The 14,387-nt window shown below is 68.9% G+C and carries 11 protein-coding genes and 3 pseudogenes; 9 read left to right on the forward strand and 5 right to left on the reverse strand.

Translation table 11 applies throughout. From position 1 onward, the window contains the following. Positions 1-21: 21 nt before the first annotated feature. The 4 genes and pseudogenes from ACTWQR_RS18625 to ACTWQR_RS18640 form a co-directional block, all read right to left on the reverse strand. Positions 22-447 carry a hypothetical protein gene (locus tag ACTWQR_RS18625; RefSeq protein ID WP_443228212.1) on the reverse strand — a complete coding sequence of 142 codons (426 nt, stop codon included), beginning with the start codon at positions 445-447 and terminating at the stop codon, positions 22-24. A 286-nt stretch (positions 448-733) separates the two neighbouring features. Then, positions 734-1,482 (reverse strand): annotated as a pseudogene (locus tag ACTWQR_RS18630) (SDR family NAD(P)-dependent oxidoreductase). Positions 1,483-1,575: 93 nt separating this feature from the next. Then, positions 1,576-2,655, reverse strand: a complete 1,080-nt coding sequence (locus ACTWQR_RS18635; protein ID WP_443228213.1) for a hypothetical protein — start codon at positions 2,653-2,655, stop codon at positions 1,576-1,578. 261 nt (positions 2,656-2,916) lie between these two features. Then, positions 2,917-3,960 (reverse strand): LacI family DNA-binding transcriptional regulator, encoded by a 1,044-nt coding sequence (locus tag ACTWQR_RS18640; protein ID WP_443228214.1) that lies wholly within the window; start codon positions 3,958-3,960, stop codon positions 2,917-2,919. A gap of 482 nt (positions 3,961-4,442) precedes the next feature. On the opposite strand from ACTWQR_RS18640, the gene ACTWQR_RS18645 reads away from it, so the two are divergent. The 6 genes and pseudogenes from ACTWQR_RS18645 to ACTWQR_RS18670 form a co-directional block, all read left to right on the forward strand. Next, entirely contained in the window at positions 4,443-5,570 is a 1,128-nt protein-coding gene (locus ACTWQR_RS18645; protein ID WP_443228215.1) for a LacI family DNA-binding transcriptional regulator, read from the forward strand. A 316-nt stretch (positions 5,571-5,886) separates the two neighbouring features. After that, positions 5,887-7,269, forward strand: coding sequence for an ABC transporter substrate-binding protein (locus tag ACTWQR_RS18650; protein ID WP_443228216.1), 1,383 nt, complete (start codon positions 5,887-5,889; stop codon positions 7,267-7,269). After that, a complete protein-coding gene (locus ACTWQR_RS18655; RefSeq protein ID WP_443228217.1) occupies positions 7,269-8,195 on the forward strand; it encodes a carbohydrate ABC transporter permease in 927 nt (308 codons plus the stop codon). Before ACTWQR_RS18650 ends, ACTWQR_RS18655 begins: the two co-directional genes overlap by 1 nt. Continuing rightward, complete coding sequence (locus ACTWQR_RS18660) at positions 8,192-9,124, forward strand: carbohydrate ABC transporter permease (RefSeq protein WP_443228218.1); 933 nt, start codon at positions 8,192-8,194, stop codon at positions 9,122-9,124. The genes ACTWQR_RS18655 and ACTWQR_RS18660 overlap by 4 nt, the downstream gene beginning before the upstream one ends. Positions 9,125-9,153: 29 nt before the next feature. Continuing rightward, positions 9,154-9,372: a hypothetical protein gene (locus tag ACTWQR_RS18665; RefSeq protein ID WP_443228219.1), complete on the forward strand. Its 219-nt coding sequence runs from the start codon at positions 9,154-9,156 to the stop codon at positions 9,370-9,372. An 80-nt stretch (positions 9,373-9,452) separates the two neighbouring features. Next, positions 9,453-11,252, forward strand: a pseudogene (locus ACTWQR_RS18670) (RICIN domain-containing protein); the annotation flags it as partial. Positions 11,253-11,735: 483 nt separating this feature from the next. Here the strand turns inward: ACTWQR_RS18670 and ACTWQR_RS18675 are convergent. Further along, a pseudogene (locus tag ACTWQR_RS18675) lies at positions 11,736-11,969 on the reverse strand (zinc ribbon domain-containing protein); the annotation flags it as partial. 353 nt (positions 11,970-12,322) lie between these two features. Between ACTWQR_RS18675 and ACTWQR_RS18680 the strand changes: the two are divergent. The 3 genes from ACTWQR_RS18680 to ACTWQR_RS18690 all read left to right on the forward strand — a co-directional run bounded on the left by ACTWQR_RS18680 (position 12,323) and on the right by ACTWQR_RS18690 (position 14,290). Beyond that, positions 12,323-12,880, forward strand: a complete 558-nt coding sequence (locus ACTWQR_RS18680; RefSeq protein WP_443228220.1) for a dihydrofolate reductase family protein — start codon at positions 12,323-12,325, stop codon at positions 12,878-12,880. 190 nt (positions 12,881-13,070) lie between these two features. Next, complete coding sequence (locus tag ACTWQR_RS18685) at positions 13,071-13,685, forward strand: RNA polymerase sigma factor (RefSeq protein ID WP_443228221.1); 615 nt, start codon at positions 13,071-13,073, stop codon at positions 13,683-13,685. Further along, positions 13,682-14,290 (forward strand): hypothetical protein, encoded by a 609-nt coding sequence (locus tag ACTWQR_RS18690; RefSeq protein ID WP_443228222.1) that lies wholly within the window; start codon positions 13,682-13,684, stop codon positions 14,288-14,290. Before ACTWQR_RS18685 ends, ACTWQR_RS18690 begins: the two co-directional genes overlap by 4 nt. Positions 14,291-14,387: the final 97 nt, after the last annotated feature.

A 14,387-nucleotide genomic window follows, 5' to 3' on the forward strand; every position in this document is an offset into this window, starting at 1 on the left:
TGGTGGGGACTTGTCCTGGTCTTACCGGAGCTCCGCAGGCTGATACCGGCAGTCCGGCGGCCGTTTCGCCACGGCTGCCGCGGCCAGGATGCGATGCGGGACGGGGACCGGGATCCCCGGATCGGTGACCGCCGCGCATGCCGTGTCGCGGTCGTGCAGCAGCCCGGCAAGGACGCGGGCCGGCAGCCGCAGACCGCGTATCGCGGTCCCGCGGACGTAGGCCGCTGGGTCGTTCAGCAGCCGCACCGCGTCGGCCGGTGACAGCCGGGTGTCCTCGGCCGCGCGGCGGCGCACCTCGGCTTCTGGGTCGCGGGCGAGACGTGCGACGTCGGCAGGCGTGGACTCCGGATCGGCGACCTCCCCCGTCACACCCCACTGGGCCAGGTTGTTGGAAGGCGAGGGCCGCTGATACGCCTGCGGGTCCACGTGAAAGCGCCCGATGGCCATGTGCTCGCCCGCTCGCAGGGGCCTGTGGCCCGTGCGTGGTCCCAGGCGGCGGCCACCACCGGGTGACATCCTCCCCCTCCGGCTCGGTGAGTCGCAGCAGCGCCGAGCCGGAGGGGGCAACGATGTCATCAGTCCCCATTCGAACGATAGACACCGAACGCTTCGGGCTGCCGCTCCAGCCAGAACCGGACGATCGCAGCCCGCCGTCAGCGGTACCCTCGGCGCCGGGAGCCGGGACGTCAGCCCGGATCACCTGCTTGCGCGCGCTTCCGCCATGGGTACGTGCTCAGGCTGTGGTTCCGCCGTCGATCTGGAACAGGCTTCCGGTCACGAACGACGCGCCCGGACTGGCGAGGAAGACCACACCCGCCGCGATCTCCTCCGGCGTCCCGGCGCGGCCGAGCGCGATCGGACTGATGATGCGGGCGACCTCCTCCCCGCCGCCGGGGTTGATGTCGCTGACGGTCACTCCGGCCTGCACCACGTTGACCGTGATGCCCCGGGCAGCCAGGTCGCGGGCGGCGCCGCGGGTGTAGCCGGCGACACCGGCCTTGCTGGCGGTGTAGTCCGTGTAGCCGCAGAAGCCGACACGGGTGCCGGCGACGGACCCATGGTGATGATGCGGCCTCCGTCGGTCATCACCTGTGACGCGGCCTGGATGGCGGCCACGACGCTGAGGAAGTTCACGCGGTACAGGTGGTCGATCGCTGCCTGGTCCCGGCCGGGCTTGTCGATGTTTTCGACGATCGCGGTTCCCGCGTTGTTGACGAGGATGTCGAGGTGGCCGAAGTGGTCGACCACGTCGTACACCAATTGGACGGCCCTCGAGAGATCGGCCTGATCGGCGTGGAACGCCACCGCCTTGACGCCCTTGGCCAGCAGCTCGGCGACCACCGCCTCCGCCCGCTCGGCGGAGGAGACGTAGCTGATGGCGACGTCGGCGCCCTCGTCCGCGAGGGCCCGTGCGGTGGCCGCGCCGATTCCGCGTGAACCGCCGGTGACCAGTGCGACCTTGCCGGTGAGTGAGGGTGACATGTGGCTCCGTCCATTGCTGTCGATGTCGTACGTGATCGACGCTATGGATGGGACCTTCCGGCGCCCTTGTCCATGACCTTCCGGTGCTGGTGATCAGCCCATGGGGACGGTACGCCCCACCATGTCGGCATCCGCGAGCGCCTCGTACATCACCTCGAGCGGGTCCAGAGCCGAGGCTGCCCGCCAGGCCGCTTCGAACCGTTCGGCGCCCAGGGCGTCGCGCGCCCGTGCCGTGCTTCGGTCGCGCCAGGTGGTGGCGAACGGCAACAGTGCGGCTCCGATCGAGGTACGCAGGCTCTCCGCGGCTGACAGCAGCGTCGTCGATCGGAGGTGATCACCATGCTCCCCGGTCATCCGGGCCGAGAGCAGCATGGTGAGAGAAAGTCCCCAGCCGCCGCTGATCTTCCGGAACGTGTGCAGCGCCTCGCGCAGCGCCGCCGTCGCGCCCGCTGAATCGTCACCGTCCCACCGCACAGCGCCGCGCAGCAACGCGGCCCATGCGAGCCCTTTGGGATCCGCCAGTTCACGGTGCGCCGATTCGGCTCTGACGCTGAATTCGGCCGCCCCGCTCCGGTCGCCGGCGGTGATGGCGGTCATCGTTCGGAAGGTCAGGGACCATCCCTCCAGCCACCGGTCATCGGCGAGTCGCGCGCACCGTCCAGCCTCGGCCAGGTGCTCCTCGGCCCGCTCCAGGGCGTCGGAGTACAGGGCCGCGAGTCCCAGGTTCGCACGGGCATGCGCCATGCCACGCAGGTCACCGGCTCGTTCGCACAGCGCCATGGCCTGTCGGCACGCCGTGACGACCATCGGGAGGTCGCCCTGGCCCACGGCCAGACACGCGGCGGCGAGCAGCGCATGGGCCCTGTCCGTGTCCGTGTCTGGCACCGCGGCTCCGGCGGCTCCGGCGGCTCCCGTGGTCGTTCCCCCCTCCCCATCCCGGCCCTCATCCCGGTTCGGCATCGGCGTCGGCGCGGACAGGGCCAGCGCACGGGCGAGCCAGCCGCGCCCCTGGGCGTAATGACCGCGCAGGTCCCAGAACTGGTACAGGGCGCCGGCCATCCGCAGTGCCCTCGAAGCGTCGTTCCGCTCGATGCACCATTCCAGCGCCGCGCGGATGTTGCCGTGCTCGGTCTCCAGCCGTTCCAGCCAGACCGGCTGCTCCGGGCCGCGCAATCCGGCCTCGGCGACTTGGGCCAGCGCGGTGTCGGGGGCCGGTCCTGCCCCGAGCTGGCGCGGCGCCGGCGCCTAGAACAACCCGAATCGGGACATGACGGCATTGAGCATTAGAGGAAAACGACCTCTCAGCGCAGGCATGGACATCGGTTGGGGGCGGGTCCTTGATTGCCTGTGTAGAGGGGGCTGAGGGCGATTGGGTAGCTGCGATCAGACGTGTGACCGTTGCGATGGGCAGAACGTGACGATGGAGTGCGCCGTCTAGCTGGGGGAGGACGGTGGGGGTGCAGTCGAGGCTCGGACGACGAGTTCGACCGGTGGGTCGCTCGCCGGTGGCATTTGGGTGCCGGGCTTTTCGATGGCGTGGACGAGACGCCTGATTCCGTCTCCGGCCGCGGCGTCGAATGGCTGGCGCACGGTGGTCAGGGGTGGGGTGACGTGGGCGAAGACGGGGTTGCCGTCGAAGCCGATGACGCTCACGTCGTGGGGCACGCGTCGACCGGCTTCTGTCAGGGCGTGGATCAAGCCGACCGCCATGTCGTCGCCCGAGACGAAGACCGCGGTCACCTCGGGGTCGGCGGCCAGTTTGCGGCCCGCTTGGTAACCGGAGTCGGCCGACCAGTCGCCTTCGACGAGGGGCGGCTGGTGCCTGTCGCGTGCCGCCAGTGCTGCTCGCCATCCCTCGACACGGTCTCTGGCGGCGTACCAGCGCAGCGGTCCGGCGAGGTGGTGGACGGTCTGGTGTCCCAGATCGAGCAGGTGGTCCGTGGCGGCCCGCGCCAGCAGATCGGCGCCAACCCCCGCGGTCACCGCTCGAGGGCCACCGAAGACAGATGGTGCGCCGAGGAAGAGGACCGGCACGTCGACGCGGACGGACACCTCTCCTTCGATGACGGGCTCGGAGACGATGATGCCGTCCACGCCCTGCTCCAGGAGGGAGCCCACGGCGCGGGCGATATCATCCGGTTCGCCGTCCAGCGTGTTGACCACTCGGAGTGCGTAACCGGAATCCCGCACGGCTTTCTCAATGGCCACAAGCAGTGAGGCGGTTCCGTACCCGGCCGTCCCCAGAGCGACCACGCCGATGGAACGTGTTCGTCCGGAAGCAAGTGCCCGGGCCGCGTTGTTCAGCCGGTAGCCGAGTTCCTCGGCGGCTTCGATGACGCGTCGCCGTACGTCGTCGGAGACGTAGGGCTCGTTGTTGAGGACCCTCGACACGGTCTTGCGTGACACGCCGGCCAGTTGGGCGACATCGGCACTGCGGGGCGCAGAGGTGCTCCCGCCCCCTCCTGCCACTCGTGTCACGGTGTCTCCTCTGGTCGAACGCGGGAATCCTTCGAGGACCACTGTATGACCGCGCGGTCATTGTTTACGCAGTCCGAGATCGCGCGTCAAGGGTGTGCGCACGATTCCTTCAGCCTCGCGCCCTGGCGGAGAAGCGGGGAGTCAGGTGCCGGGCGACGCCCTGCCCGCGGCGCAAACCGCTTCTGACCAGTGCGTCCGCACCTCCGATGCGTCACTTGTTGCCGCGGGGGCCGACCATGGGGAGTCCCTGGGACGCGGCCCCGGCTTCCGGGCAGTCGTCCTGGTGCAGTTCGTATACGGGTCCCGGCGAACGACCGACTGGAAGCGAGGCCCCCGGAGAAAGGTCCCGCAGGAGGGAAGTGGCGCTGTGCGCGCTATTGACGCGTACCCCTCCGGCTGCGTAGATATGACCGCGCGGTCACTGACCGCGCGGTCATACAGCTGACTTCGGCTGATGCAGGCCTACGCCGTCGGGAGACTTCATGGCACGAGTGGTGAGGCGGAGCGCAGGTTCATCCGCGCCGCGCAGCGAGGACGTGGCCCGTGTGGCCGGGGTCTCGCGCAAGACCGTGTCGCGGGTCCTCAACGACGAGCCGTACGTCTCCGACGAGGTCCGCCGACGGGTCCTCGAAGCCGCCGGGGACCTCGGCTACCGGCTGAACCACGCGGCACGGGCGTTGGCCTCCGGGCGGAACCGCTCCATCGGCGTCGTCGCCCTGGGGACGGCCGGATACGGAACCGCCATGCTCCTCGTGGGTATCGAGAAGGCCGTACGGGACGCCGGTTACGCACTGCGTATGGTCAGCACACTGGACGGCGAACCGGACGATATCGCCGGCGCCGTGGACTCCCTCCTGGAGCAGGGCGTGGACGGCATCATCGTTTCCGAACCCATTGTGGAAGGCGAGGTTCCCGTCAGAGTCGATGTGCCGGTCCTCTTCCTGGGTGCACCGCCGGCGTTCATTTCTGCCCGGACGCTGACGGTGGGTGTAGGCGCCTATGAACTGGCGCGGGCGGCCACCGATCACCTGCTGGACCTGGGACACACGACGGTTCATCACCTCGCGGGTCCTGGGCGGTGGTACGCCTCGAAGGACCGAGTCGAGGGCTGGCGGGCGGCGCTGTCGGCACGGGGTGCGCACGAACCGCCGGTGATCGAGGGGGACTGGTTACCCACCTCTGGCTATGCGGCAGGCCGCGAGCTGGCTGCGGACAGCTCCGTGACCGCCGTGTTCGTGGCGGGCGACGACATGGCCATCGGCATGATCCACGCCCTGCGCGAAGCCGGGCGCAGTGTGCCGGAAGACATCAGCGTCGTAGGTTTCGACGGCAATCCCGTCTTCGCCTACGTCACTCCAGCCCTGACCACCGTGCGTCAGCCCTTCGACGCCGCGGCACGGGAAGGAATCAGGCTGCTCGTGCACGCCATCGAGGAGCCGGAGACCGACCTGCCTCCGGCGAGTGATCCGCCGGTCGAACTCGTCGTCCGCGGCTCGACCGCACCTCCGCCGGCCCGGAAGGCCCCGATACGCGGGCGGCGCACGGTCTCCGGCTCGAGCGGCTCGGCACACGCACCTCCGGCCGGGGGCGGACCGCCCACCACCGACTGATCCGCGCTCATCGGCCCGAGCGGCACCCCGCTCGTGGCCGGGCGGTGAGCCTGCCGCGCTCGCCGCACCTCAACCACCTTCCACCACCGTGGACTTCCGCAGTACGGCACGTGACGCACGTGCCGGCCGCACCCGCGTGACGCAGACCCGAACACGGCGACCCCGATGCCCTGGTAGCTACGGTCCGCGCCTCACCCCTTCTCACACCTCCCCCCTCGCATCCTTCCCCTCCCCACTCATACGCAGCGCCCTCGCCAGGCGCTCCGTCCCTCTGCCCATCGTCTTCCCAACGTCTGCCCTTTGGCGGGAGTTCACCATGCCCCGATCCTTCGTTCCCACGTCCTCCATGAGCCGCCGGCGGTTCCTCGCCGCTACCGGTGCGGTGTCCCTCGGCGCCGCACTCGCTGCGTGCAGCGGTGACAGCGACTCCGGCTCTTCCTCCTCCGAGCCGGTGAGCCAGGCCGATATCGACAAGGCGATGAAGACGCCGACCGAGCTGACGTTCTGGACCTGGGTCCCGGACATCCAGCAGGAGATCGCGCTCTTCGAGAAGAAGTACCCCGCGATCAAGGTCAAGGCCGTCAACGCCGGCCAAGGCGTCGCCCACTACACCAAGCTGCGTACGGCGCTGAAGGCCGGGACCGGCGCACCGGACCTGGTCCAGATCGAGTTCCAGGCGATCCCCACCTTCACGATCACCAACAGCCTGCTGAATCTCGCCCCGTACGGCGCCTCGGCGCTGAAGGACCTGTTCGTCGACTGGACGTGGGGACAGGTCAGCGGCCCCGACGGCGAGGTCTGGGCGATCCCCCAGGACACCGGACCCATGGGGATGCTCTACCGCAAGGACATCTTCAACAAGCACGGCATCCAAGTGCCCGAGACCTGGGACGAGTTCGCGGACGCCGCACGCAAGCTCCACAAGGCCGACCCGGACGTCTATCTGACCAACCTCGCGGCGAACGAACCCGCCGCCTGGCACGGCCTGTTGTGGCAGGCGGGCGCCAAGCCGTATGCGACCTCGGGCGAGAGCAGTCTCTCCATCAGCGTCGACGACGCCGTGTCCAAGAAGCTCGCCGAGTACTGGGGCGGGCTCGCGAAGGAAGGCGTCATCAGCACCGACCCGGACTTCGCCGACCCCTGGTACGCCGGGTTCAACAAGGGCAAGTACGCCACCTGGCTCACCGCGGCCTGGGGCCCGTCCTTCCTGTCCGGTTCGGCCAAGTCCACCTCGGGCAAGTGGCGGGCGGCGCCGCTGCCGCAGTGGGACGCCGCCAAGCCGGTCTCCGGCAACTGGGGCGGCTCCACGACCGCGGTCACCGCGGCCACCAAGAACAAGATCGCGGCGGCCCAGTTCGCGCAGTTCCTCAACGCCGACCCGGCGAGCGCCAAGATGTTCGCCACCAAGCAGTTCTTCTTCCCGGCGACCAAGGCCCTGCTCGCGGACGCGAGCGTCACCGGCAGCGCGCCCGAATTCTACGGCGGCCAGAAGGTCAACCAGATCTTCGCCGATATCAGCGAAACGGTCTCGCCCGAGTTCCAGTGGCCGCCGTTCCTCGACCAGGCGGCGACCGACTGGACCGAGACCGTCGGCAAGTCCCTCGCCGCCAAGTCCGACACCGTCGCCGCGCTCGACACCTGGCAGTCCCGGCTCACGACGTACGCCAAGAAGCAGGGCTTCACCGTCGAGGGGACCTGATGGCTGCCACGACCACGGCCTATGCCAGGAAGTCGCGCCGAGACGGACCGCCGCCACGTCGCCGGTCCGTCTCGGCGGGACCCCTGTTCGTAGCCCCGTTCCTGATCCTCTTCCTCCTCCTCTTCCTCGCCCCGCTCGGCTACGCCGCCTACCTCAGCCTCTTCCAGGAACAGCTCATCGGCGGCACCAGTTTCGTCGGCCTGGACAACTACGTCACCGCCCTCAAGGACCCGCAACTCCTCCACGGCGTCGGACGCGTGGCCCTGTTCTTCGTCATCCAGGTGCCGCTGATGCTGCCGCTGGCCCTGCTCTTCGCCCTCGCGCTCGACAGCGGCCTGCTGCGCCTCGCGCGTGTGATCCGGCTTGGCATCTTCGTGCCGTACGCGGTCCCGAGCGTGGTCGCCGCGCTCATGTGGGGCTACCTGTACGGCCCCGACTTCGGCCCGTTCGCCCAGCTGAGCCGCAATCTCGACCTGCCGGCCCCGACCTTCCTCAGCGAGAGCTGGATGCTGGGCAGCCTGGCGAACATCGTGACCTGGGAGTTCGTCGGCTACAACATGATCATCCTGTATGCGGCGCTGCGGACCGTCCCGCACGACTTGTACGAGGCTGCCGCGATGGACGGCGCAGGAGCCTGGCGCATCGCCTGGTCGATCAAGCTCCCCGCGTTGCGGCCCGCTCTTCTGCTCACGCTGCTGTTCTCGGTGATCGGCAGCTTCCAGCTGTTCAACGAACCGAGCCTGCTGATGAAGATCGCCCCCGATGTCATCAGCAGCTCCTACACCGCCAACCTCTACGCCTACTCCCTCGCCTTCACCGGCCAGCAGGTCAACTACGCGGCCACGGTGTCCTTCCTCCTGGGCCTGGTCATCGTCATCGCCTCCTACGCCGTGCTGCTCACCGCGAACCGAGGGAGGGAAAAGTGACGACCACCATGCCGAAGGCCACGACCGCACCGGCCGCCGGCCCGGCCCCCACCGCACCGAAGCGGCGCCCGTCCGCAGCCCCCCGCCGCAGCACCCCGCTGACGATCGCCATGCTGGCGGCCCTGGCGTACTTCCTCCTCCCGCTGTTCTGGCTGATGGTCGCCTCGACCAAGAGCACCCAGGACCTGTTCAACAGCTTCGGCCTGTGGTTCTCCCGTGCGCCACAGCTGCTGGAGAACATCAGTCGGACCTTCACCCAGGACGACGGCGTCTTCGTCAACTGGCTGCTCAACACCGCCGTGTACGCCGGCCTCAGCGCGGTCGGCGCGGCGATGATCGCGGCTGCCGCCGGCTACGGCTTCGCCAAGTTCCGCTTCCGCGGCGACCGGGCCGCCTTCAACCTCGTACTCGGCGCCATCATGGTCCCAGCCACCGCGCTGGCGATCCCGACCTATCTGCTGTTCGCCGAGGTCGGCCTGGTCAACACCCCCTGGGCGATCATCCTGCCCTCCCTCGTCAACCCCTTCGGCCTCTACCTCATGCGCGTCTACGCGGCCGACGCCATCCCGGACAGCCTCCTGGAGGCCGCCCGCATCGACGGGGCGGGGGAGGCACGGATCTTCTTCCGGATCGGCCTCAGGCTGCTGGGCCCCGGCCTGGTCACCGTCCTGCTCTTCACGCTCGTGACGACCTGGAACAACTACTTCCTGCCACTGATCATGCTCAACGACCCGAACCTGTACCCCATCACCGTCGGCCTCGCCTCCTGGGCCGCCCAGGCGCAGAACGGCGGAGCCGGCGCCAGCAGCGACATGCTCCCGCTCGTCGTGACCGGCTCCATGATCTCCATCGTGCCGCTCGTCATCGCCTTCCTCATGCTCCAGCGCTACTGGCAGAGCGGCCTGGCCACCGGAAGCGTCAAGCAGTAACGCCCCCCAACTCTCCCGGAGGTTGCCTCATGGCGGAACTGCCCGCCCGCGTCCTGTTCGGCGCCGCGTCCACGGCGTCCACAACCGGAGCCGGCAGCCCGTCCGTGTCGCCGCCCCGTGGAGCTGATCCGCCGGCCCGGACGACAGCGCGGGCCCCGTGGGCCGCCGAACTGGAGCTCGGCGCACGGGACATGCGGATGTTCGTCACCGGACGGGCAGGCGGCCCGACCGACGGCGACCTCGCCTGAACCGCGCCCCGAACGGCCGTCACCGCGCCGGTCGCCGAAGAACTGAGCATCACCCCTGCTCATCCCTCAAAGGAGAGGCAATGCAGACAAGAAGACTTGGCAAGGCGCTGGGAACCTTCGTCGCGGGTTCAGCGATGCTGGGCCTGACCATGAGCAGCGCGCAGGCGTACAACCCGACGGGCGGGATCCTGTACCAGCTCGGCGATGAACCGTGCCTGAAGGGCCGGGGCAACTGCGCGATCTACGTCAAGTCGGCGCAGCTGCCGGGCGGACGCCTCGTCGCGGCATACGAGAAGGCCACGGTCGTACCGGAGACGGGAAGCGCCGACCGAGAGACGATACCGGTCCACAAGAGCGACGACTACGGAACGTCGTGGCAGCCGCTGTCGGAGGTCAAGGCTCCGGCGTACCTCTCCAGCGACCCCCAGTACGCGAAGTACAAGAGCAACTGGGGAGCCCCCTTTCTCTACACGCTTCCGCAGGACGTCGGCAAACTGAAGAAGGGCACGCTGCTCCTCGCAAGCGTAGTGACGGGCGACGACCACTACTACCTCGAGCACAAGGCGGCCGACCCGAACTGGACCCCGTCCAACGACGGAGACCGCAGCGACATAGCGCTCGCCCTGTACTCCAGCACCGACGACGGCGAGAGCTGGAAAGTCCTCAACGTCATCGCGACAGGCGGCTGGCAGGGCGGCAGCGCGGGCGCGGTCGGCAAGAACGTCGCCAACGCGAACACGTACAAGCAGGTCGATCCCCTCTGGGAGCCGTACCTGATGGTCCACGACGGCCAACTCGTCTGCTACTACTCCGACGAGAACGACTACCTCGGCTTCGACCCGGTCACCGGAGTGCCGAAACTGGACCCGGACAACGACACCGCCCGGGACTCGCACGGCCAGATCCTCGTCCACAAGACCTGGAACGGCCGCAGCACGCAGTGGAGCGAGCCCGTCGTCGACGTCGCCGGCCTGACCCAGGACATGGGAGGCGGCAAGACGCAGATCGGCGGCGGCCGGCCGGGCATGACGACCGTCGTCCCGACGACGGACGGCAAGTGGCTCCTCCCGTACGAGTACTGGGGCGGCGGAACCAACACCCGATACGTGATCGCCGACGACCCGCTGAAGTTCTACCGCGGCTCCACGGACAACCCCGTCACCTCACTGCCGGTCGACACCGGTTCCCGTCGGCTCGCGGTGAACGGCAGCCCGGTCGTCATCAACCTCCCCGACGGGCGCCTGGTGTACAACGCCGCCGGAAGCGGCAACGTCTGGGTCAACGAGAGCGGACGCAGCGACGGCGTGTGGAAGGAGTACCAGACGAATGCACCGGCCTCCTACACCCGCAATCTGCAGTACGTCGAGGGCACCGGCCGTATCTCGGTCCTCAACCACCAGGGCACCTCGACGATCCGGTACTCCGAGGTCGACCAAGGCCGCTCGGAGGGCGCCTACTACCAGCTCGTGAACCGCAAGACCGGGCAGGTCATCGGCACCGGCGGCAAGACCAACGACGCCAACATCGGCAACGGGGACGTTCCCGACGTCCGCCTGGAGGACGCCGGCTCGGTGGCGAACAAGGACACCCAGTACTGGCACGTGGTGAACGCGCCGAAGGGCGGCACGACGCTGCTGAACAAGTCGGGTGGCCGCATGGCAGGCATTTGGACCGGGAACGCGACGGTCGGCCAGAGGATCGGCCAGTGGGTCGACAACAGCCCTACGGGCGTCTGGAGCATCAGCAAGACCGTCGACGGCTACTACAAGCTCCAGGCGGCCAAGAACACCAACGTGTACCTGACCGGCGCATCCGCCGAGGCGCCGCTGACCCTGCAGAACGCGGTCACGGACGGCTCCCAGGAGTGGCAGCTCGTCCAGCAGGCGCCGACCTCCGCGGACCTGACGAAGGACAGGCGGTCGAAGCGTCTGACCGCGAGCAGCGTCGGGAGGAACGCCACCCTGTCGCTGAACACCGCCGCCTCGGACCCCGCGGGCACGGCCCTGCACGCGAACACGACGGGCCGCGTCTACGCGTTCGCAGCCGACGGGGAGGCCACCGATCTCGGTCCGGTCTCCTTCGACGAGGACCAGAAGGGCAGCGTGACCCTTCCGGCGACGATCGCGGGCGGAAAGAAGATCAAGATCGCAGTGGTCTTCGACGACACACCGCTGATATGGGACGCGGTCACCGTTCGGGCCGCTGCTACCGAACCCTGATCCACGGCTCCTCGGGGTGAGCCGGCTCGCCCAACCTCAGCTGGCTGTCCGTCAAGCACAACGGGCTCACACGGACCGACTCTGCCGCGCATCGTCGCAGAGCTTGCACCTGACTTCCTCCCCCTCGTGAACGAGAGGGGATTCCTACGGCTCGCGCCGTGGGGTTTTCCGCTTCGTCGCCGACTGCCCGCCCGGAGAGCTCCGTTGAGGTCTTACACCAGCTCCACAGACAGACACCGCCGGCATGGCGGCCAGAAGGGTGTTCGCCGCGTTCACGTCCCGGTCATGGACCGCACCGCACGCGCACGCGCACGCCCAGGCGCGGACGCTGAGCGGCATCTTGTCCTGCACGGTTCCGCAGGCGGAGCACAGCCGGGAGGGCATCTCACTCATAATCCAAATATGTAAGCAATTCATAGGCGGCTGAGGCAGCGGCCGCCGCATTTGCCGCCGACGACCGGATCCTCGAGTACGACGAGTACGACGGGCGCGGCCAGTACGCCGCAGCGCGGGTGGGCATGGTCTCCGACCGGTGGTAGGCCACTCGCTTCGCGTAGCGGGCGGCCAGGGCGCGGAACTGCGCGGGCAACCCGCCGACGAGGTGCGTTTCGTCCGGGATCTGACGGTTGACGGAACCGGCCGGCCAGCCGATCGATGAGTTCCGGGTCGCGCGGAGGTCACAGTCTGCAGAACCGCTGGCAGACCGACGCGCTCGTACCCGAAGGAGACGCATGGCCAAGCTCATCTACTCGATGATCACCTCGCTCGACGGCTACGCCGAGGCGGCGGAGGGCGACCTCGGCACCGGGGCCGAAGACCAGGAGGTGCATACCTTCGTCAACGACCTCTTCCGCCCCGTCGGCACGTACCTCTACGGCCGACGGATGTACGAGACGATGGTCTACTGGGAGACCGCGCACACCGAGCCCGACCAGCCGCCGCACATCCTGCAGTACGCCCGCGACTGGCAGGCCGCGGAGAAGATCGTCTACTCCACGACGCTTGAGTCGGTGTCCAGCGCGAAGACCAGGATCGAGCGGACCTTCGACCCGGACGCGGTGCGCAAGCTCAAGGCCGAGGCTGATCACGACCTCACTGTCGACGGCCCGAACCTCGCCGCCCAGGCGATCGCGGCCGGCCTGGTGGACGAGTACCACCTGTTCATCACCACGAGCGTGGTCGGCGGCGGCAAGCGGTTCTTCCCGGACGGCCTGCGCCTCGACCTCGAGCTGGTCGAGGAGCGGGCCTTCGACAGCGGGCTGATCTACGCGCGCTATCGGACCCGCTGAGCCGCACCGGTTGTTCTCACCTGCCGGCGACCGAGCCGCAGGCGACGGAGCGGGGCGCCCGGCCGCGCGCGAAGGGTCGTGGCCGACCTGCCCGCGCCGGACCGGGCAGGCCGAGACAGCCGGGATGGGGCCGTCGCCTCGGCCGGCGCGACGGACCTCCCTCGGGCTCGGGGTAAGTACAGTGCGTGCGATGAAAGGAACAGGCCCCGGCCGGACAGGTGGGGGTGTGGAATCCATGCTGGAGCAGGAACTTGCCCGGGCCCGAGAAGCCCGCTTCGAATCGCTGGCGCGCGCGGTGGCAAAGCCGCTGCACCGGTATCTGCTGCGCCGGGCGGACGCCGACGCGGTAGACGACATTCTCGCGGAGACGATGCTCGTGCTCTGGCGCCGCCTCGAGGACGTGCCGGGGCTCGGGAAGGGCCCCGTGACCGACCTCGACGGCGTGCTGCCCTGGTGTTACGGCGTCGCACGCGGCTGCCTGTCCAATGCTCGCCGGGCGGACGGGCGCCGGCTCCGGCTCGTGGAGCGGCTGACCCGTACCGCACCGCCGCCACAGCCCGGGGAAGCCGACCACCCCGAACTGCAGGCCGCACTCGGCACACTCGGCGCCCTGGACCGTGAGGTGGTGCTGCTCTGGGCATGGGAGGGGCTGGCACCGCGTGAGATCGCGGAAGTGACCGGACTGACCGCCAACGCCGTCAGCATCCGCCTGCACAGGGGAAAGAAGAAACTCGCCGCTCTGCTTGACCGAAAGAATGACGACAAGGCCGGACATGAGATGGGTGAAGGAAGGAGCAACCGGTGAACGACGAAGAACTGCTGGCCCGGCTGAGGGCCATCGACCCGGCGCGGACCTCTGATGCTCCCCAGCCCGACATCAACCGTCTTCTGGAGGCCACCATGACCGCCGACACCACAGTCCGCGCTCTGCCCAGTACATCGGACCGCCCCCGCCGCCCCCTGCTGCTGGCCGCAGCAGCCGCCGCTGTGCTCACGGTGGGAGCCGGCATCACCTGGGGAGTCACGGCGACCCGCGATACTCCTCCGGCCGCGGCCGCCCCGCTGGTCCTGACCGTTCAGCAGGACACAGGCGGCGGCCTTGACGTAGCGTGCGCCGAGCTCGACGTCAACACCCTGCGCCAGTACACGACCGCCTTCGAGGGCACCGCGACCTCCATCGACGGCGGCCAGATCACTCTCCGAGTGGACCACTGGTACCGCGGCGAAGACGCCTCCACCGTCCAGCTCGACAACACCCACGAAGGACAACTGGAGTACCTCGGCCAGGAGTTCGCCGTGGGCCAGACCTACCTCGTCTACGCCAAGGACGGCAAGGTCCCGGTGTGCTACGGCGACGCCGAGGCAACCCCGAAGCTGCGGAGTCTCTACGACCGAGCGTTCGGACAGTGAGCGCACCGGCTCGGCGGCTGTTCCGTCTCGCAATGCCTGCCGTTGCCTCGTTCCGAGGTCCAGCGGGAGCCGGTCGGTAAACGCGTCACCGCTCGCA

The sequence above is a fragment of the Streptomyces sp. 2A115 genome, from assembly GCF_052245575.1.
GTDB lineage: Bacteria > Actinomycetota > Actinomycetes > Streptomycetales > Streptomycetaceae > Streptomyces.